The sequence below is a fragment of the Methylobacterium sp. A52T genome (assembly GCF_053346095.1).
This window is the reverse complement of the sequence record NZ_JBKFBI010000024.1, coordinates 1-18,194: the sequence shown is the minus strand read 5'-3', so window position 1 is coordinate 18,194 and position 18,194 is coordinate 1. Positions and strand designations below refer to the sequence as shown.

At 71.8% G+C, this 18,194-nt stretch carries 15 protein-coding genes and 1 pseudogene; all 16 read left to right on the top strand.

The features are described 5' to 3' along the window. Positions 1-299: 299 nt before the first annotated feature. Positions 300-806, top strand: a complete 507-nt coding sequence (bchF, locus tag ACLBYE_RS08560; RefSeq protein ID WP_447693836.1) for a 2-vinyl bacteriochlorophyllide hydratase — start codon at positions 300-302, stop codon at positions 804-806. Further along, positions 803-2,077, top strand: coding sequence for a ferredoxin:protochlorophyllide reductase (ATP-dependent) subunit N (locus tag ACLBYE_RS08555; RefSeq protein WP_447693835.1), 1,275 nt, complete (start codon positions 803-805; stop codon positions 2,075-2,077). The genes bchF and ACLBYE_RS08555 overlap by 4 nt, the downstream gene beginning before the upstream one ends. Positions 2,078-2,081: 4 nt before the next feature. Then, complete coding sequence (gene bchB / locus ACLBYE_RS08550; protein ID WP_447693834.1) at positions 2,082-3,674, top strand: ferredoxin:protochlorophyllide reductase (ATP-dependent) subunit B; 1,593 nt, start codon at positions 2,082-2,084, stop codon at positions 3,672-3,674. Further along, the gene (locus tag ACLBYE_RS08545; RefSeq protein ID WP_447693833.1) at positions 3,649-7,353 is read left to right on the top strand and encodes a magnesium chelatase subunit H; all 3,705 of its coding nucleotides are present in this window, start codon (positions 3,649-3,651) and stop codon (positions 7,351-7,353) included. Before bchB ends, ACLBYE_RS08545 begins: the two co-directional genes overlap by 26 nt. Next, positions 7,350-8,243: a ferredoxin:protochlorophyllide reductase (ATP-dependent) iron-sulfur ATP-binding protein gene (gene bchL, locus ACLBYE_RS08540; RefSeq protein ID WP_447693832.1), complete on the top strand. Its 894-nt coding sequence runs from the start codon at positions 7,350-7,352 to the stop codon at positions 8,241-8,243. The genes ACLBYE_RS08545 and bchL overlap by 4 nt, the downstream gene beginning before the upstream one ends. A 16-nt stretch (positions 8,244-8,259) precedes the next feature. Continuing rightward, on the top strand, positions 8,260-9,009 hold the full coding sequence (gene bchM, locus ACLBYE_RS08535; protein WP_447693831.1) for a magnesium protoporphyrin IX methyltransferase: 750 nt from the start codon (positions 8,260-8,262) through the stop codon (positions 9,007-9,009). After that, positions 9,006-10,433: a BCD family MFS transporter gene (locus ACLBYE_RS08530; protein WP_447693830.1), complete on the top strand. Its 1,428-nt coding sequence runs from the start codon at positions 9,006-9,008 to the stop codon at positions 10,431-10,433. The genes bchM and ACLBYE_RS08530 overlap by 4 nt, the downstream gene beginning before the upstream one ends. Before the next feature lie 18 nt (positions 10,434-10,451). Further along, positions 10,452-11,231, top strand: coding sequence for a photosynthetic reaction center subunit H (puhA, locus tag ACLBYE_RS08525; RefSeq protein ID WP_020095255.1), 780 nt, complete (start codon positions 10,452-10,454; stop codon positions 11,229-11,231). Then, positions 11,228-11,878: a photosynthetic complex putative assembly protein PuhB gene (gene puhB, locus ACLBYE_RS08520; RefSeq protein ID WP_447693829.1), complete on the top strand. Its 651-nt coding sequence runs from the start codon at positions 11,228-11,230 to the stop codon at positions 11,876-11,878. The genes puhA and puhB overlap by 4 nt, the downstream gene beginning before the upstream one ends. A gap of 11 nt (positions 11,879-11,889) precedes the next feature. Further along, positions 11,890-12,384: a photosynthetic complex assembly protein PuhC gene (gene puhC, locus ACLBYE_RS08515; RefSeq protein WP_447693828.1), complete on the top strand. Its 495-nt coding sequence runs from the start codon at positions 11,890-11,892 to the stop codon at positions 12,382-12,384. Then, a complete protein-coding gene (locus ACLBYE_RS08510; protein ID WP_020095258.1) occupies positions 12,384-12,680 on the top strand; it encodes a hypothetical protein in 297 nt (98 codons plus the stop codon). Before puhC ends, ACLBYE_RS08510 begins: the two co-directional genes overlap by 1 nt. Continuing rightward, a complete protein-coding gene (gene acsF, locus ACLBYE_RS08505; protein ID WP_447693827.1) occupies positions 12,677-13,765 on the top strand; it encodes a magnesium-protoporphyrin IX monomethyl ester (oxidative) cyclase in 1,089 nt (362 codons plus the stop codon). The genes ACLBYE_RS08510 and acsF overlap by 4 nt, the downstream gene beginning before the upstream one ends. Before the next feature lies 1 nt (position 13,766). Next, a complete protein-coding gene (gene puhE, locus ACLBYE_RS08500) occupies positions 13,767-14,561 on the top strand; it encodes a putative photosynthetic complex assembly protein PuhE (protein ID WP_447693826.1) in 795 nt (264 codons plus the stop codon). Positions 14,562-14,673: 112 nt separating this feature from the next. Beyond that, positions 14,674-15,891 (top strand): 5-aminolevulinate synthase, encoded by a 1,218-nt coding sequence (gene hemA, locus ACLBYE_RS08495; protein ID WP_447693825.1) that lies wholly within the window; start codon positions 14,674-14,676, stop codon positions 15,889-15,891. Between the two features lie 183 nt (positions 15,892-16,074). After that, positions 16,075-17,091: a magnesium chelatase ATPase subunit I gene (gene bchI / locus ACLBYE_RS08490; RefSeq protein ID WP_447693824.1), complete on the top strand. Its 1,017-nt coding sequence runs from the start codon at positions 16,075-16,077 to the stop codon at positions 17,089-17,091. A 351-nt stretch (positions 17,092-17,442) separates the two neighbouring features. After that, positions 17,443-18,194 (top strand): annotated as a pseudogene (gene bchD / locus ACLBYE_RS08485) (magnesium chelatase subunit D); the annotation flags it as partial.

Sequence of the window (18,194 nt, the reverse complement as noted above, 5' to 3'; positions counted from 1 at the left end):
GGCCCCGTCCCGGAAGGGTCGGCGGATCCGCTCGTGCGCTCGGTGTGGCGTTGCTCGCCCGTCTATTCTTCGTGTCCGTCAGTTCCTGAGTCTGACAAGCCGAACGGCAGCAATCTCTGCCGCCACGACCGACGATACGCTTCCTGACGATCTTGGCAATGATCTTATTCGAAGAAAAAATATCCCTGCCACTGTCATATCATGAAAGCGTCAAGCGCACTTGACACTTCCCGGACCCCCGCCCTAGCCTCTGTCAACGACGGAGCCTGAGGCGCCGCCGACGACCAGGGAGCGGATGCATGGGTCCCGAGGACCGGCCGGCACGACCGCTCTACACGCCCGCCGAACGGCGCCGGCGCGATTCCTCGCCCTGGACCGCGGTCCAGGGCGTGCTGGCGCCCCTCCAGTTCGCGATCTTCCTGATCAGCCTCGTCCTGGTGCTGCGCGCCCTGGCCACCGACGACGGCCTGCGCGCGGCCGAGATCTCGGTCGTCGTGAAGACCGTGGTCCTCTACGTGATCATGGTCACCGGCTCGATCTGGGAGAAGGTCGTGTTCGGGCGGTGGCTCTTCGCGCCCGCCTTCTTCTGGGAAGACGTGGTCAGCATGCTGGTGCTGGCTCTCCACACCGCCTACCTCGCGGCTCTCGCCACGGGCGCACTCAGGGGTCAGGCGCTGCTGCTCCTCGCGCTGGCGGCCTACGCAACCTACGTGATCAACGCGGCCCAGTTCCTCCTGAAGCTCCGGGCCGCGCGCATGGAGAATGCCGGAAGCCGTACGCCGCGTCTCGCGGAGGCGCTGCCGTGAACGCTCCCCTGGTCCATCAGCCGCCCTGCGGCAGCATCGAGCTCCGCCAGGAGCACGGTCAGCGGGCCGTGTTCTGCGGCCTCACCGGCATCGTCTGGCTGCACCGGAAGATCCAGGATGCCTTCTTCCTGGTGGTCGGCTCGCGCACCTGCGCGCACCTGATCCAGTCCGCCGCCGGCGTGATGATTTTTGCCGAGCCGCGCTTCGCCACGGCGATCATCGACGAGCGCGACCTCGCCGGCCTCGCCGACGCCAACGAGGAGCTCGACCGGGTGGTGACCCGGCTGATCGAGCGCCGGCCGGACATCAAGCTCCTGTTCCTCGTGGGCTCATGCCCGTCGGAGGTGATCAAGCTCGACCTGTCCCGGGCGGCCCAGCGCCTGTCGGGACGGCTCGCCCCCGTACGGGTGCTGAACTACTCGGGCTCCGGCATCGAGACGACCTTCACGCAAGGGGAGGATGCCTGCCTCGCCGCCCTGGTGCCTGACCTGCCCCGCGAGGCCGAGACGGCGGTCCCTGCGCTCCTCGTGGTCGGGGCGCTGGCCGACGTGGTGGAGGATCAGTTTCTCCGGCTCTTCGCCGCGATGGGGATCGCGGATGTCCGGTTCCTGCCCGCCCGCCGGGCGAACGCGATGCCGGCTGTTGGGCGCAACACCCGCTATCTGCTGGCCCAGCCCTTCCTGACCGACACGGCCCGCGCCCTCGAGGAGCGCGGCGCCCGCCGGCTGGCCGCGCCGTTCCCGCTCGGCGCCGAGGGCACCACCGGCTGGCTGCGGGCCGCCGCCGAGGCGTTCGGCGTCTCCGATGCGGCCTTCGAGGCCGCGACCGCGCCGGGCCGCGCCCGCGCCGAGACCGCGCTGGCGCCCCACCGGGACAAGCTCGGCGGCAAGCGGGTGTTCTTCTTCCCCGATTCGCAGCTCGAGGTGCCGCTGGCCCGCTTCCTCGCCCGGGAGCTCGGCGCGGAGCTGGTGGAGGTCGGGACGCCCTACCTACACCGGGGACATCTCGCCGCCGAGATCGAGCTTCTTCCCGCGGGCACGCGGGTCACCGAGGGCCAGAGCCTCGACGACCAGATGGACCGCTGCCGGGCGGCCCGGCCGGATCTGACGGTCTGCGGCCTCGGGCTGGCCAACCCTCTGGAGGCGGAGGGGCTGTCGACCAAGTGGTCGATCGAGCTGCTGTTCACGCCCGTGCAGGGCTACGAGCAGGCTGGCGACCTCGCGGAGCTGTTCGTGCGCCCGCTCCGCCGCCGCGCCCTGCTGGAGGTGTAGCGCCATGCAGCTCACGCTCTGGACCTACGAGGGACCTCCTCACATCGGCGCGATGCGCGTCGCCACGGCGATGTCCGGGCTGCACTACGTGCTGCACGCGCCGCAGGGCGACACCTACGCCGACCTGCTGTTCACGATGATCGAGCGGCGGGACGCCCGCCCGCCCGTCACCTACACGACCTTCCGCGCGCAGGATCTCGGCCGCGACACCGCGGAGTTGTTCAAGGAGGCCGTCTCGGCTGCCTACGGGCGGTTCCGGCCGCAGGCGATGATCGTCGGCGCCTCCTGCACGGCCGAGCTGATCCAGGACGATCCGGGCGGCCTCGCCAAGGCGCTCGACCTGCCGATCCCGGTGATCCCGCTGGAATTGCCCGCCTACCAGAAGAAGGAGAACTGGGGCGCGTCGGAGACCTTCTACCGCCTCGTCCGGGCGCTCGCCGGTCCGCCCGCCCCGCGTCCGGCACGGGAGCCCGGGCAGCGCCCGCTCTGCAACATCCTGGGACCGACGGCGCTGGGCTTCCGCCACCGGGACGACCTGATCGAGATCCGCCGGCTGCTCGATTCGCTCGGCATCGCCGTGAATGTCGTGGCGCCGCTGGCGGCCACGCCCGCCGATCTCCGTCGACTCCGGGAGGCCGATTTCAACGTCGTGCTCTACCCTGAGACCGCCCGCTCGGCCGCGGAATACTTGAACAAGAGCTTCGGGCAGCCGTTCACGCAGACCGTGCCGATCGGCGTCGGCGGCACGCGCCGGTTCGTCGAAGAGGTGGCGGCCCTCGCCGGGATCGATCCGGCCGCGGTGCTCGACGGCCCCGGCTCGCGGCTGCCCTGGTACTCCCGCTCGGTCGATTCGACCTACCTGACGGCCAAGCGCGTCTTCGTGTTCGGCGACGCGACCCACGCCATCGGCATCGCCCGGGTCGCCGCCAAGGAACTCGGCTTCACCGTCGTGGGACTGGGCACCTACGGCCGCGAATTCGCCCGCGAGGTCCGGGCCGAGGCCGCCGAGCACGGCATCGAGGCGCTGATCACCGACGATTACCTCGACGTCGAGGCGGCGATCCGCGCGGCGGCGCCGGAACTGGTGCTCGGCACCCAGATGGAGCGCCACGTCGCGAAGCGGCTCGGCATCCCCTGCGCGGTGATCTCCGCGCCGGTGCACGTCCAGGACTTCCCGGCCCGCTACGCCCCGCAGATGGGGTTCGAGGGCGCCAACGTCCTGTTCGACACCCTGGTCCATCCGCTGATGATGGGCCTCGAAGAGCACCTCCTCGGCATGTTCCGGGAGGATCCCGAATTCCACGACGGCGTCGGCCCCTCGCATCTCGGCGGCAAGTCCTACGGGACTCCGGCGGACGGGGCGTTCGAGGCCGCGGAACGGGCGCCGGCCGACACCCCTCCGACGCCGGCGCCCGTTCCGATTCTTTTGGACCGGGCCGCAGCGTGGTCGCCCGAGGCCGAGAAGGAACTCAAGAAGATCCCGTTCTTCGTGCGGGGCAAGGCGCGCACCAACACCGAGACCTTCGCCCGGGAGCGGCACCTGCCGCTCATCACCGTCGAGACCCTCTACGATGCCAAAGCGCATTTCGGCCGATAGGCCGCCGATCCGCGTCGTCATCGTCACGCTCGACAATCACTTGGCGAGCGCGGTGGAACGGGCGCGCCTGCGCCTCCGGACCGAGATGCCCGGCCTGGTACTGGGCTTCCACGCGGCGGCCGAGTGGGACAACGACCCCGCGACCCTGGAGGCCTGCCGGGCCGACATCGCGCAGGCCGACATCGTGCTCTCGGCCATGCTGTTCATGGACGAGCACGTGCGGGCGATCCTGCCGGCTCTGGCGGCGCGGCGCGACGCCTGCGACGCGATGGTCGGCTGCCTCTCGGCGGGCGAGGTGGTGAAGACCACGAAGCTCGGCCGCTTCGACATGAGCGGCACCAAGCGCAGCGCCCTCGACTTCCTCAAGAAGCTGCGCGGCAAGCCGGGCCAGCAGGGCAATGCCGGACGGCAGATGGCCCTGGTGCGGAAGCTGCCGAAGATCCTGCGCTTCATTCCGGGCTCGGCCCAGGACGTGCGCGCCTATTTCCTGACCCTGCAATACTGGCTCGCGGGCTCGGACGAGAACGTCGCCGCGCTGGTGCGCTTCCTCGTGCACCGCTACGCGGCCGGCGAGCGGGCAGCCTGGCGCGACGGCCCGGCGGCGCCCGCACCCCTCGACTACCCCGAGACCGGCCTCTACCACCCGCGTCTGCCTGGCCGGATCGGCGCCGACCCGTCGCGGCTGCCCCGCCTCACGGGCGCGAAGGGCCGCGTCGGGCTGCTGGTGATGCGCAGCTACGTGCTCGCCGGCAACACCGCGCATTACGACGGGGTGATCGCCGCCCTGGAGGCGCAGGGCCTCGACGTCGTGCCGGCCTTCGCCAGCGGCCTCGACAACCGCCCGGCGGTGGATGCCTTCTTCATGAAGGACGGGCGCGCCTGCATCGACGCGCTGGTCTCGCTCACCGGCTTCTCCCTGGTCGGCGGCCCCGCCTACAACGACGCCGCCGCCGCCGAGTCGATGCTGGCCCGGCTCGACGTGCCCTACCTCGCCGCCCAGGCGCTGGAATTCCAGACTCTGGAGCAGTGGGAGGCGGGCGACCGCGGCCTCTCGCCGGTCGAGGCGACCATGATGGTCGCGATCCCCGAACTCGACGGCGCCACCGCCCCGATGGTGTTCGGCGGCCGCTCCGCGAATTCCGGCGCCGACCAAGCCCGGGACATGCGCGTTCACCCCGAGCGCGCCGCCCGCCTCGCCGAGCGGGTCGCCCGGCTGGTGTCGCTCCGCCGGACCGCGAGGCCTGAGCGGAAGCTCGCCGTGGTGCTGTTCAACTTCCCGCCCAATGCCGGCGCCACCGGCACGGCGGCGTTCCTGTCGGTCTACGCCTCGCTCCTCAACACCCTGAAGGGGCTGGCGGCGGACGGCTACACGGTGGAGGTGCCGGAGAGCGTCGACGTCCTGCGCGAAAAAATCCTCGACGGCAATGCCAAGCGCTACGGCACCCAGGCCAACGTCCACGCCCGCATCCCGGCCGAGGATCACCTGCGCCGCGAACCCTACCTCGCCGAGATCGAGGCCCAGTGGGGCCCCGCGCCCGGCCGCCACCAGACCAACGGCGCAGAGATCTTCGTGCTCGGCGCGCAGTTCGGCAACGTCTTCGTCGGGGTCCAGCCCGCCTTCGGCTACGAGGGCGACCCGATGCGGCTGCTGTTCGAGCGCGGCTTCGCGCCGACCCACGCCTTCTCGGCCTTCTACCGCTACCTGCGCGAGGATTTTTCCGCCGACGCCGTGCTGCATTTCGGCACCCACGGCGCGCTCGAATTCATGCCCGGCAAGCAGACCGGCCTGTCCGAGGCCTGCTGGCCGGAGCGGCTGATCGGGGCGCTGCCCAACGTCTACCTCTACGCGGCCAACAACCCCTCGGAGGGGACGCTCGCCAAGCGCCGCTCGGCCGCGACGCTGGTGAGCTACCTGACCCCGAGCCTCGCGGCTGCCGGGCTCTACCGCGGGCTGATCGACCTGAAGAGCTCGATCGAGCGCTGGCGCGGCCTCGGCCCCGAGGCGGGGGGCGAGCGCGAGACGCTGGCGCAACTGATCCAGAACCAGGGCGCGGCGGTCGATCTCGTGGCGGCCGAGCCGACCTGGAGCGGCGATCTGGAGGCGCGGGTCTCCGGCCTCTGGACCGCGCTGCAGGAGCTGGAGCAGACCCTGATCCCGCACGGGCTGCACGTGGTCGGGCAGGGGACGCCGGAAGAGGAGCGGGTCGATCTGCTCCTGGCGCTCGCCGAGTCGGCGCATGGCGTGAAGCCGGAGCGGGCCGGCATCGAAGCGCTCGTCGCCGGCCGGGGCGTCGAGGCGGTGCTGAAGGCCTCCGGCCTGCCCGCCGACGAGACCACCCGCGAGATCCTCAAAAACCTCGCCGAGACCGACCGGCTGCTCGCCCGGGACCACGAGGTTCCGGCGCTGCTGCGGGCGCTCGACGGCCGCTTCGTGCCGCCGGTGGCCGGCGGCGACCTCCTGCGCAATCCGGCCGTCTTGCCGACCGGCCGCAACCTCCACGGCTTCGACCCCTACCGCCTGCCCTCGGCCTTCGCGGTTGCCGACGGCGCCCGACAGGTGGCCCGGATCCTCGAACGCTTCGCCGCGGACGGAAAGCCCTGCCCGGAGAGCGTCGCCCTGGTCCTGTGGGGCACCGACAACCTGAAGAGCGAGGGCGGCCCGATCGCCCAGGCGCTCGCGCTGATCGGCGCCGCGCCCCGCTTCGACGGCTACGGCCGCCTGAGCGGCGCCGAGCTGATCCCGCTCGAAACCCTCGGCCGCCCGCGCATCGACGCGGTCGTGACCCTCTCGGGCATCTTTCGGGACTTGCTGCCGCTGCAGACGAAGCTCCTGGCGGAAGCCTCGTACCTCGCGGCGAGTGCGGACGAGCCGGTCGAAAAAAATTACGTCCGCAAGCACGCGCTGGCGATCCAGGCCGAGCAGGGCTGCGACCTGGAGACGGCAGCGCTCCGGGTCTTCTCCAACGCCGAGGGCGCCTACGGGGCCAACGTCAACCACCTCGTCGATTCGGGGAACTGGGACGACGACGCGGAGCTCTGCGAGACCTTCTCGCGCCGCAAGAGCTTCGCCTACGGCCGCACCGGCCGCCCGGCGCCGCAGCGCGCCCTGATGCAGGCGGTGCTCGCCTCCGTCGACATGGCCTACCAGAACCTCGACTCGGTCGAGGTCGGCGTCACCTCCGTCGACCACTACTTCGACGGGCTCGGCGGCATGGGCCGGGCGGTGGCCCGCGCCAAGGGCGAGTCGGTGCCGATCTACATCAGCGACCAGACCCGCGGGGAGGGGCGCGTCCGCTCCCTGGAGGAGCAGGTGGCGCTGGAGACGCGCACCCGGATGCTCAACCCGAAATGGTACGAGGGCCTGCTCGGCCACGGCTACGAGGGCGTCCGCCAGATCGAGACGCATCTCACCAACACGGTCGGCTGGTCGGCCACCGCCAACGCGGTCCAGCCCTGGATCTACGAGCGGATCACCGAGACCTACGTCCTCGACAAGGACATGCGCGAGCGCATGGCCGCCTTGAACCCCACCGCCTCCGCCAAGGTCGCCCAGAGGCTGATCGAGGCGCACCGCCGCGGCTTCTGGACTCCCGACGCAGCGATGCGCGACGCCCTCGACCGGGCCGAGGAGGAGCTGGAGGACCGCCTGGAAGGCGTCACCGCAGGAGTGGCCGCATGAACATCGCGATCCGCAATCCCGTCGTCGCCCGGAAGGAGGAGGGGAGCCTTCAGGTCGCCCTCGACCCCGACCTGAAGATCGAGACCGCCAAGGTCTTCGCGGTCTACGGCAAGGGCGGGATCGGCAAGTCGACCACCTCGTCGAACCTGTCGGTGGCCTTCTCGAAGCTCGGCAAGCGGGTGCTGCAGATCGGCTGCGACCCGAAGCACGACTCGACCTTCACGCTGACCAAGCGCCTCGCCCCCACGGTGATCGACGCCCTGGAGGCGGTGAACTTCCACTCGGAGGAGCTGCGGGTCGAGGATTTCGTGGTCGAGGGCTACAACGGCGTCATGTGCGTCGAGGCCGGCGGCCCGCCCGCCGGGACCGGCTGCGGCGGCTACGTGGTCGGCCAGACCGTGAAGCTGCTCAAGGAGCACCATCTCCTCGAAGACACCGACGTCGTGGTGTTCGACGTGCTGGGCGACGTGGTCTGCGGCGGCTTCGCCTCGCCGCTCCAGCACGCCGACCGGGCGCTGATCGTCACCGCCAACGACTTCGACTCGATCTTCGCCATGAACCGGATCGTCGCGGCGATCCACGCCAAGTCGAAGAATTACGGCGTGCGGCTCGGCGGCGTCATCGCCAACCGCTCGGCCAAGACCGACGAGATCGACCGGTTCAACGACGCGGTCGGGCTGAAGCGCCTCGCCCATTTCCCGGACCTCGACGTGGTCCGGCGCTCGCGGCTCAAGAAGTCGACCCTGTTCGAGATGGATTCCTCGCCCGAGCTCGACGCCGTGACCGCCGAGTACATGCGCCTCGCCGAGACGCTCTGGGCCGGGGCCGAGCCCTGCGAGGCGCAGCCCATGAAGGACCGCGACCTGTTCGAGTTCCTCGGTTTCGATTGAGTTTGGGGTTCGACCGATGGCCAGCGCCAGCTACGACGCCCGCCGGGGCGAGCTGACCACGTACTTCGACCGCACCGCGGTCGAGGCGTGGTCGCGCCTGACCTCGGACGCCCCGGTGAGCCGGATCCGTGCCACCGTGCGGGCCGGGCGCGACGCCATGCGGGCGACGCTGCTCTCCTGGCTGCCGGCCGACATGACCGGCCTGCGGCTGCTCGATGCCGGCTGCGGCACCGGGGCGCTCAGCGTCGAGGCGGCGCGGCGGGGCGCCGAGGTGGTGGCGATCGACGTCTCGCCGACGCTGATCGGGCTGGCGCAGGAGCGCCTGCCGGCGATCGCGGGCGCGGGGCGCATCGATTTCCGCGTCGGCGACATGCTCGATCCCGGGCTCGGCCGGTTCGACCACGTCGTGGCGATGGATTCGCTGATCCACTACCGCGCCGCCGACATCGCCCGGGCACTGGCGGTGCTGGGCGCGCGCACGGACGGCTCGGTGCTGTTCACCGTGGCGCCGCGCACGGCGCTCCTGACGGTGATGCACGCGGCCGGGAAGTTCTTCCCGCGCGGGGATCGCTCGCCCGCCATCGTGCCGGTGACCGAGGGCGGGCTGCGGCGGCGGATCGCCTCGGAGAAGGCCCTCGACGGCTTCGCCTGGGCGCGGTCGCACCGGATCAACAGCGGATTCTACCTGTCGAACGCGGTGGCGCTGACGCGCACCCTGCCTCACCGCGCGGATGGTCGGCCAATGACACCCGGGGCGCGACCATGACCCCCGCCCGCAAGCTCACCGAGGCCCTGATGCGCCTCGGCCCGGCGCTGCTTCCCTTCGCGGACGCCGCCACCGTCGAGCTGCCGCTGGGACGGCTGCTCCGCCTCGCCCTGTTCCAGGTCACCGTCGGCATGGCCGCGGTGCTGCTGATCGGAACGCTCAACCGGGTGATGATCGTCGAACTCGGCGTCCCGGCCTGGATCGTCGCGATGATGCTGGCGCTGCCGCTGGTCTTCGCCCCCCTGCGGGCGCTGGTCGGCTTCCGCTCGGACACCCACCGCTCGGTGCTGGGCTGGCGGCGCGTCCCCTACATCTGGTTCGGCACGCTGCTCCAGTTCGGCGGCCTCGCGATCATGCCGTTCGCCCTGCTGATCCTTTCGGGCGACACGACCGGGCCGCTCTGGGTCGGCAACCTCGCGGCGGCGCTCGCCTTCCTGCTGGTCGGCGCGGGCCTGCACACGACCCAGACCGTCGGGCTGGCGCTCGCCACCGACCTCGCCCCGGCGCACGCGCGCCCGAAGGTGGTGGCGCTGCTCTGCGCGGCGCTCCTGTTCGGCATGATGGCGAGCGCGGTGCTGTTCGGCCTCTTCCTCGCCCATTTCTCACCCGTCCGGCTGATCCAGGTGATCCAGGGTGCAGCGCTGGTCACGATCATCCTCAACGGGTTCGCCCTGTGGAAGCAGGAGCCCCGCGATCCGAACCGGACGCGGACGGCACCGCAGCGCGACTTCCGGTCCTCCTGGCAGGCCTATGCGGGGCAGGGCACCGCCCGGCGACGCCTCGTGGCGATCGGGCTCGGCACGGCGGGCTTCTCCATGCAGGACATCCTGCTCGAACCCTACGGCGGTCAGATCCTGCACCTCTCGGTGGCGGCCACCACGGCGCTGACCGCGCTGCTGGCCGCCGGGGGCGGGCTCGGCCTGCTGGTCGCGGCGCGCTGGCTCGGGCGCGGGGGCGACCCGTTCCGCGTCTCCGCGGTGGGCGTCGGGATCGGGATCCTGGCCTTCTCGGCGGTGGTCTTCGCCGCCCCGCTCGCCTCGGCCGACCTGTTCGCCGCGGGCGTGAGCCTGATCGGCCTCGGCGGCGGCCTGTTCGCCCACGGCACGCTCACCGCCTCGATGAACCGCGCCGGCCCCGAGGATACCGGTCTCGCCCTCGGTGCCTGGGGCGCCGTGCAGGCGACCGCGGCCGGGCTCTCGATCGCGGCGAGCGGCCTCGTGCGCGATGTCGGCGGCGCCATCGCCCAGTCGGGGGTGCTCGGCGAGGGCATGAACGAGCCCGCCATCGGCTACCTCATCGTCTACCACATCGAGATCGCCCTGCTGTTCGCCGCGCTGCTCGCGCTCGGACCGCTGGTGCGTGAGGACGCCCGGATACGAGTTCGAGACAGCATCACCGACGGCCTCGCCGGCCGCACAGCCTGAGACTTGGGGAGGACAGCCATGCCAACCGGCGCACTTACGGGTTACGTCGACGTCGCCCAGGTCGTACTCTACGCGTTCTTCCTCTTCTTCGCGGGGCTGGTCTTCTGGCTGCGCCGGGAGGACCGGCGCGAGGGCTACCCGCTGGAGAACGAGACGGTCGGCCGCCGCAAGGCGGACGACCCGATCCTGATCCCCCGGTCCAAGGCGTTCCATCTGCCGGGCGGCGAGACGACCTACGCGCCGCAGGCGGTTCATGGCCGGGACGACATCGAGACCGGGATCCCGGCCCGCAAGGTCGAACCCTGGCCGGGCGCCCCCTACGAGCGCACGGAGACGTCGCTCCAGGCCGGCGTCGGCCCGGGCTCCTGGGTGCTGCGGCACGACGTGCACGACCGGACCTGGGACGACGAGATCCGCATCGTGCCCCTGCGGGTGGCGAAGAACTTCGTCATCCACGAGGACGGGCCGAACCCGATCGGCATGACGGTGTTCGGCACCGACAACGCGGTCGCGGGCGTGATCAGCGACGTCTGGGTCGACCGCGGCGAGTCGCTGATCCGCTACTACGAGGTCGAGCTCCCGACGGGCGGGCGCCGGCTGATGCCGACCACGTTCTGCCGGGCCGGCGGCTTCACCAAGACGGTGACGACCGAGGCTCTGCTCGCGAGCCAGTTCGCCGACATCCCCAGCACCCGCGACCCCGACAGCGTGACCTTCCTCGAGGAGGAGCGGATCATCTCGTATTTCGGCGCCGGCACGCTCTACGCGACGCCGGCCCGGGCGGAGCCCCTGATATGAGCGGCGACTTCCTCCCCGAGGGCACCCTGCGGGGTCTGCCCGGCCCGCTGCCGGCGGGCGAGCGCATCCTCTGGCAGGGTGCACCGACGACCGCGGGCCTGCTGGTCCGGGTGTTCCACGCCCGCTTGGTGATCGCGTGGTTCTCGGTCTGCGCCGTGGCCTTCGGCCTCGCGGCGGGCTCGCCCGCCGCGGCGATCAAGGTGGTGGCGCCGACCCTGGTGATCGGCGCCGGCGCCGTCGCGCTGCTCTGGCTGCTCGCCTGGCTCACCCACCGGACGACGCTCTACACGGTGACCAACCGCCGCGTCGTTCTGCAGGCCGGTATCGCCCTGCCGGTGACCCACAACCTGCCCTTCGCGCAGATCGAGACGGCGGCCCTGCGCGCCTTCACGGATGGCAGCGGCGACCTGCCGCTGCGGTTGCGGCCGGGCCTCCGGATCGCCTACCTTCACATCTGGCCGCATGTCCGGCCCTGGCATCTCGCCCGGACCGAGCCCATGCTGCGCTCGGTGCCGGACGCGGACGCCGCGGCGGCGCTGCTGGCACGCGCCCTCGAGGCCCATGCCGACGGCACCGCGCCGCCGGTTCGGGTGGCGCGTCTCGGCCGAGCGGACGAGAATGCCGGCCGCCTCGTCGCGGCCGAATAGGGAGGGGCACGATGGGCGAGCGGGCGGAGGGCGCCGGCCGGACCATGGCGGTCGCGGGACCGGCACCGGCGCTGCTGATGATCGGCGCCGGCGCGCTGATGGGCTTCACCATGTTGGCGGTCCTGATCGGCCGGAGCGAGAAGGTCGGCCTCGTCGCCCTGCCGCCCGCCAAGGTGGTGGAGCGCCTGGAGTTCCGCGCCGAGGATCAGGTCGACGGCTCGATCGCCCTGCGGGACGTCGCCGACCGGCACATCGTCGCCTGGATCCGTCCCGGCGAGGACGGGTTCCTGCGCGGGACCCTGCGGGGCCTCGCCCAGGCCCGCCAGCGGGAGGGCCTCGGCCCCGAGAAGCCCTTCAGCCTGACCCGCTACGACGACGGCCGCCTCGCGCTGGCCGACGAGGCCACCGGCCGCCGGGTGCCCCTGGAGGCCTTCGGGCCGACCAATGCCGGGGCCTTCGCGCGGCTGATGCCCGCGCCGGGCGCCCCCGCCGCGGAGACGCGGTGATGGGCCTGTTCGGCAGCCGCACCGTGACCGTGCCCTGCACGGTGGAGATCGAGCAGACGCCCGAGAGCCTGCACGCGCACGTGACCCTCGATGCCGGCTTCGAGATCGAGCCCGGCGACGAGGTCCAGGTCCACGACGCGCCGACCTCGGTGCCCTACGGCGAGCGCCTCACCGTGCGGCGCACCGCCACCGTGACCCGGGCCGGCGCGCTGGAGCGGGCCTGGACCAAGCTCATCGCGCATCTCGAGCTGACCGAACTCTACGAGGTCAGCTTTTCCGAGAGGAGGAAGCTGTGAACGCACCCGTCCCGCCGCCCTCCGGCCAGCCCGTCCCGAAGACGGCGATCAATGAATCGACCCGCTCGGCGCAGGAGACGACCTTCCTCAGCCCGCGCTTCTACACGACCGATTTCGACGAGCTCGACCGCACGGACGTCGAGCCGGTGCGGCGCGACTGGGACATCCTGATCGCCGAGCTGCGCTCCGACCCGAACAAGCGCCACTTCACCCGCAACGAGGAGTTCGACTGCGACCTGTCGCGGATGGAGCCGGAGCTGCGGAAGGAGTTCCTGGACTTCCTCGTGTCGTCCATCACGGCGGAGTTCTCCGGCTGCGTGCTCTACGCCGAGATGCGCAAGCGGGCGAAGAACAAGGACATCAAGGAGCTGTTCGGCTTCATGAGCCGCGACGAGGCGCGCCACGCCGGCTTCATCAACGACACGCTCAAGGATTTCGGCATCGGCGTGGACCTGGGCTTCCTCACCAAGTCCAAGAAGTACACGTTCTTCCGGCCGAAGTTCATCTTCTACGCCACCTACCTGTCCGAGAAGATCGGCTACGCCCGCTACATCACGATCTTCCGCGAACTGGAGCGGCACCCGGAGCGGCGGATCCACCCGATCTTCAAGTGGTTCGAGCTGTGGTGCAACGACGAGTTCCGCCACGGCGAGGCCTTCGCGCTGCTGATGCGCGCCAACCCGAAGCTGACGAGCGGCGTGAACCGCTACTGGATCCGGTTCTTCCTGCTCGCCGTCTTCGCCACGATGTACGTGCGCGACCATCACCGCCCGGCCTTCCACGCCGCGCTCGGCGTCGATCCCAGCGACTACGACTTCAAGGTCTTCCGGATCACCTCGGAGATCTCCCGCCAGACCTTCCCGCTGGAGCTCGATATCGACAACCCGAAGTTCAAGGCGGGCCTCGACCGGCTGCTCGCCTGCTCCCGGGCGATCGCCGACGCCAAGGCGCGGGGCGGCCTCGTCGGCAAGGCCCTGCAGGGCGTCCACGCCGCACGCGCGGCCCTGACCTTCGCGCGGCTCTACCTCCTGCCCGTCAAGGCGAACGCCCTGCCGGCCGACATCCGCCTCCAGCCGGTCTGGTAGCATGGGGACCTACGCCGCCCCGGTCCTGTACGCGGTCCTGCTCTGGTGGTTCTCCACCGGGCTGATCCTGCTGCTCGACCACGCCCCGCGGCGGACGCATCCGTGGAGCATGGCCGGGGCGACCCTCCTGCTCGCCGGCGCCCTTGTGGCGATCCGGTCCAGCGCCGCCGACACGAGCGCCACGGGGGCCTACACGGCCTTCACGGCGGCGCTCGTCGTCTGGGGCTGGCAGGAGATGAGCTACTACATGGGCTTCCTGTCGGGCCCGCGGCCCGTCGCCTGCGCGCCGAGCGTGCGCGGGCTCGACCGGTTCTTCGCCGCGCTCGCCACCAGCCTGTGGCACGAATTCGCCATCGTGGTCGGCGGCCTCGCGATCCTGGCGCTGGTCTGGGGCAGCCCCAACCGCTTCGCCCTGTGGACCTACGGCACGCTGGTGGTGATGAACCTGTCGGCGCGGCTCAACCTGTTCCTGGGGGTGCGCAACCTCCACGCCGAGTTCCTGCCGGACCATCTCGGCTACCTCGCCTGCTACCTGTCCCGGAAGCCGATGAACCTGCTGTTCCCGGTCTCGGTGAGCCTCGGGACCATCGCGGCGGCCCTGCTCGGGCGCGCGGCGCTCGGCGCCGACCTGCTGGAGCACGAGCTGATCGGCTTCACGGTCCTGGCGACGCTGACCGCGCTCGCCACCCTGGAGCACTGGTTCCTGATGCTGCCGCTGCCCTCGGCGGAGCTGTGGCGCTGGAGCCTGCCGACCCGGGCACCCGGGGAAGCGGCCGGGCCGCCGGACCACGGGTAGGCCGAGGGATCACGAGCGGGCGACGCGCGTCCACCAATCTGGAACTGGTCTTGTGCGAAGTCCGGTGTCACAGGCGGGATCAACCCGCAGGATTTGTTCGGGGAGAGGCGACATGGATTACGAGACCTTCTTCGGGGCTGAGATCGCCGGGCTCCACCGCGAGGGCCGCTACCGGGTCTTCACCGACCTCGAGCGCCACGCGGGCAACTTCCCGCACGCCACCCACCATCACGCGGCCGGCACCCGGCCCGTGACGGTCTGGTGCTCCAACGACTATCTCGGCATGGGCCAGCACCCGACCGTCACCGGGGCGATGCACACGGCGATCGACCGCTGCGGCGCGGGCGCGGGCGGCACCCGCAACATCTCGGGCACCAACCACTACCACGTGCTGCTGGAGCGCGAGCTCGCCGACCTCCACGGCAAGGAGGCGGCCCTGCTGTTCACCTCCGGCTACGTGTCGAACTGGGCGGCGCTGGGGACCCTCGCGTCGCGCCTGCCGAACTGCGCGGTCTTCTCCGATTCCGAGAACCACGCCTCGATGATCGAGGGCATCCGGTTCTCGCGCGCCGAGCGCCACATCTTCCGCCACAACGACCCGGAGGACCTGAACCGCAAGCTCGCGCTGGTCGATCCGGCCCGGCCGAAGCTGGTCGCCTTCGAGTCGGTCTACTCGATGGACGGCGACATCGCGCCGATCGCCGAGATCTGCGACGTGGCCGAGGCCCACGGGGCGCTCACCTACCTGGACGAGGTCCACGCGGTCGGCCTCTACGGCGCCCGCGGCGGCGGCATCTCGGAGCGGGACGGCGTCGCACACCGGCTCGACGTGATCGAGGGCACGCTCGGCAAGGCCTTCGCGGTGCACGGCGGCTACATCACGGCCTCCGAGAAGCTCTGCGACTTCGTGCGCAGCTTCGCGTCGGGCTTCATCTTCACGACCTCGCTGCCACCGGCCGTCGCGGCGGGCGCGGCGGCGTCGATCCGCCACCTCAAGGAGAGCGGCGTCGAGCGGGCCCGGCATCAGGAGCGGGTGGCGAAGGTCCGGCAGGCGCTGGAGGCCGCCGACATCCCGACCATGCCGAACGACAGCCACATCGTGCCGGTGATGGTCTGCGATCCGGTGCTCTGCAAGGGGATCTCCGACACCCTGCTCGACGAGTTCGGCATCTACGTGCAGCCGATCAACTACCCAACGGTTGCCCGCGGCACCGAGCGCCTGCGGATCACCCCGTCGCCGCTGCACACCGACGCCGACATCGCCCATCTGGTCGAGGCGCTCACCACGATCTGGGGCCGGATCGGGCTCCGGCAGAAGGCGGCGGAGTAGGCGCGGGCGGGGGTTCCCTTCTCCCACCTGCGCCCTCATCCTGAGGTGCCCGCGTCAGCGGGCCTCGAAGGAGGCCTCCAGCCATCGCACGTCTTCTGGAGACCTCCTTCGAGGCCTCCGCTACGCTGCGGCACCTCAGGATGAGGGGGTGGGTTGGATGCCCCCGCAGCATCGAGTCATCGCGTGCCCACCTTCCCCTTCTCGGCCATCGTCGGCCAGGACGAGATGCGCCAGGCGCTGCTGATCGCGGCGGTGGACCCGGCGGTCGGCGGCGTGCTGGTCTTCGGCGACCGCGGCACCGGCAAGTCCACGGCGATCCGGGCGCTGGCCGCCCTGCTGCCGCCGATGCGGGCGGTGGTCGGCTGCCCGTACAATTGCGATCCCGAAAGTCCCGCAGAATCCTGTCCGCACTGCGCGAGCCTGCCGGGCGCGCGGAGAAAGTCCGAAAAAAAACCGGTGCCGGTGGTGGACCTGCCGCTGGGCGCCACCGAGGACCGGGTGGTCGGCACCCTCGACCTGGAGCGGGCGCTCGGCGCCGGCGTGAAGGCCTTCGAGCCGGGGCTGCTGGCCCGGGCCAACCGCGGCTTCCTCTACATCGACGAGGTCAACCTCCTCGAGGACCACCTCGTGGACCTCCTGCTCGACGTGGCGGCCTCCGGCGTCAACACGGTCGAGCGCGAGGGCCTGTCGCTCCGCCACCCGGCGCGGTTCGTCCTCGTCGGGTCCGGCAACCCGGAGGAGGGGGAGTTGCGGCCGCAGCTCCTCGACCGGTTCGGGCTGGCCTGCGAGGTCGCGACGCCGAGGGACATCCCCACCCGCATCGCGGTGGTGCGCGCCCGCGACGCCTACGAGCGCGATCCGGAGGGGTTCTGTGCTGCCCGTGACGGCGAAGAGCGAAAGATTCAAAAAAGAATCCTGCTGGCACGGGAGCGCCTGCCATCGGTCACCGTGCCGGATGCCGCCCTGGAGCGCGCGGCGCGGCTCTGCCTCGCCCTCGGGACGGATGGCTTGCGCGGGGAACTGACCCTGATGCGCACGGCCCGGGCGCTCGCGGCGCTCGACGGCGCCGCGATGGTCACCGACGATCACCTCCGGCGCATCGCCCCGGCCGCCCTGCGCCACCGGCTGCGGCGCAACCCGCTGGACGAATCCGGATCCACCGCGCGGGTGGAGCGGGCGCTGGCGGAGGTGTTCGCGTGACGGCGCCGCTGCGCGCCACCCGAGCGCGAGGGCGTTCATCGCGCGGCTCCGGCCGAGGCGGCTCAGAACGGAGCGCGGGTCCCCTCTCCCGGGCGAGAGGGGGTCATGGTGAGAGATCGGGTTTCTCCGGAGGAGGCGCGCCCTGGTCGTGCGTCGACGGCGCGCTCGATCCTGAACCTTCTCGTCCCTCACCCCAACCCTCTCCCGCACGGGAGAGGGGGCTTGTGGCGCCCCTTCGGCTGCGTTGCGGTTCGATCGACGCGTGCGGCCTCCGCAGCCCGGTCGGGAGTGGGCTCCTGCGCCGTGCTCAACCCGATGCGTGACCCTCCGGGCTCGCCCGAAGCGGATGGGATGACGGCCGGCCCCTGGGCCGATGCCCGTCTGGCCGCCCGGCTTCTCGCCGCGGACCCGCACGGGCTCGGCGGCGCGGTGCTGCGGGCCCCCGCCGGGCCCGTGCGCGAGAGCTGGCTCGACAGCTTGCGGGCGCTGCTGCCCCCGGGAACGCCCTGGCGGCGCCTGCCGCCCGGCATCGGCGACGACGGCCTGCTCGGCGGCCTGGATCTCGCCGCGACCCTGGCGGCGGGCCGCCCCGTCGCGCGGGCCGGCCTGCTGGCGGAGGCCGATGGCGGGATCGTCGTCGTCCCCATGGCCGAACGCCTCGCGCCCGGCACCGCGTCGCGGCTCGCCGCCGCCCTCGACACCGGCACGGTCTCGGACCGCGGCGCCCGGTTCGGCCTGATCCTCCTCGACGAGGGTGTGGCGGACGAGACGGTCGCCGAGGCGCTGGCCGATCGCCTCGCCTTCCGGCTGGACCTGAGCGGGCTCGGCCTCGCGGACGCCGCGGCGGCCGAGCCGGATCCCGCCCCGGGCGCGCCGGAGCCCGACCCGGTCGGGAGCCTCTGCGCCCTGGCCGAGGCCTTCGGGATCGCGTCGCTGCGCGGCCCGATCCTGGCGGCGCGCGTGGCGCGCGCCCTCGCGGGAGACGGGCCGATCGGCCAGGGGGCGATCGTGGCGGCCGGGCGCCTCGTCCTGGCGCCGCGCGCCACGCGCCTGCCCGCACCGGAGCAGCCCGCCCCCGAGGCCGAGGCGGCGCCGGCGGAGCC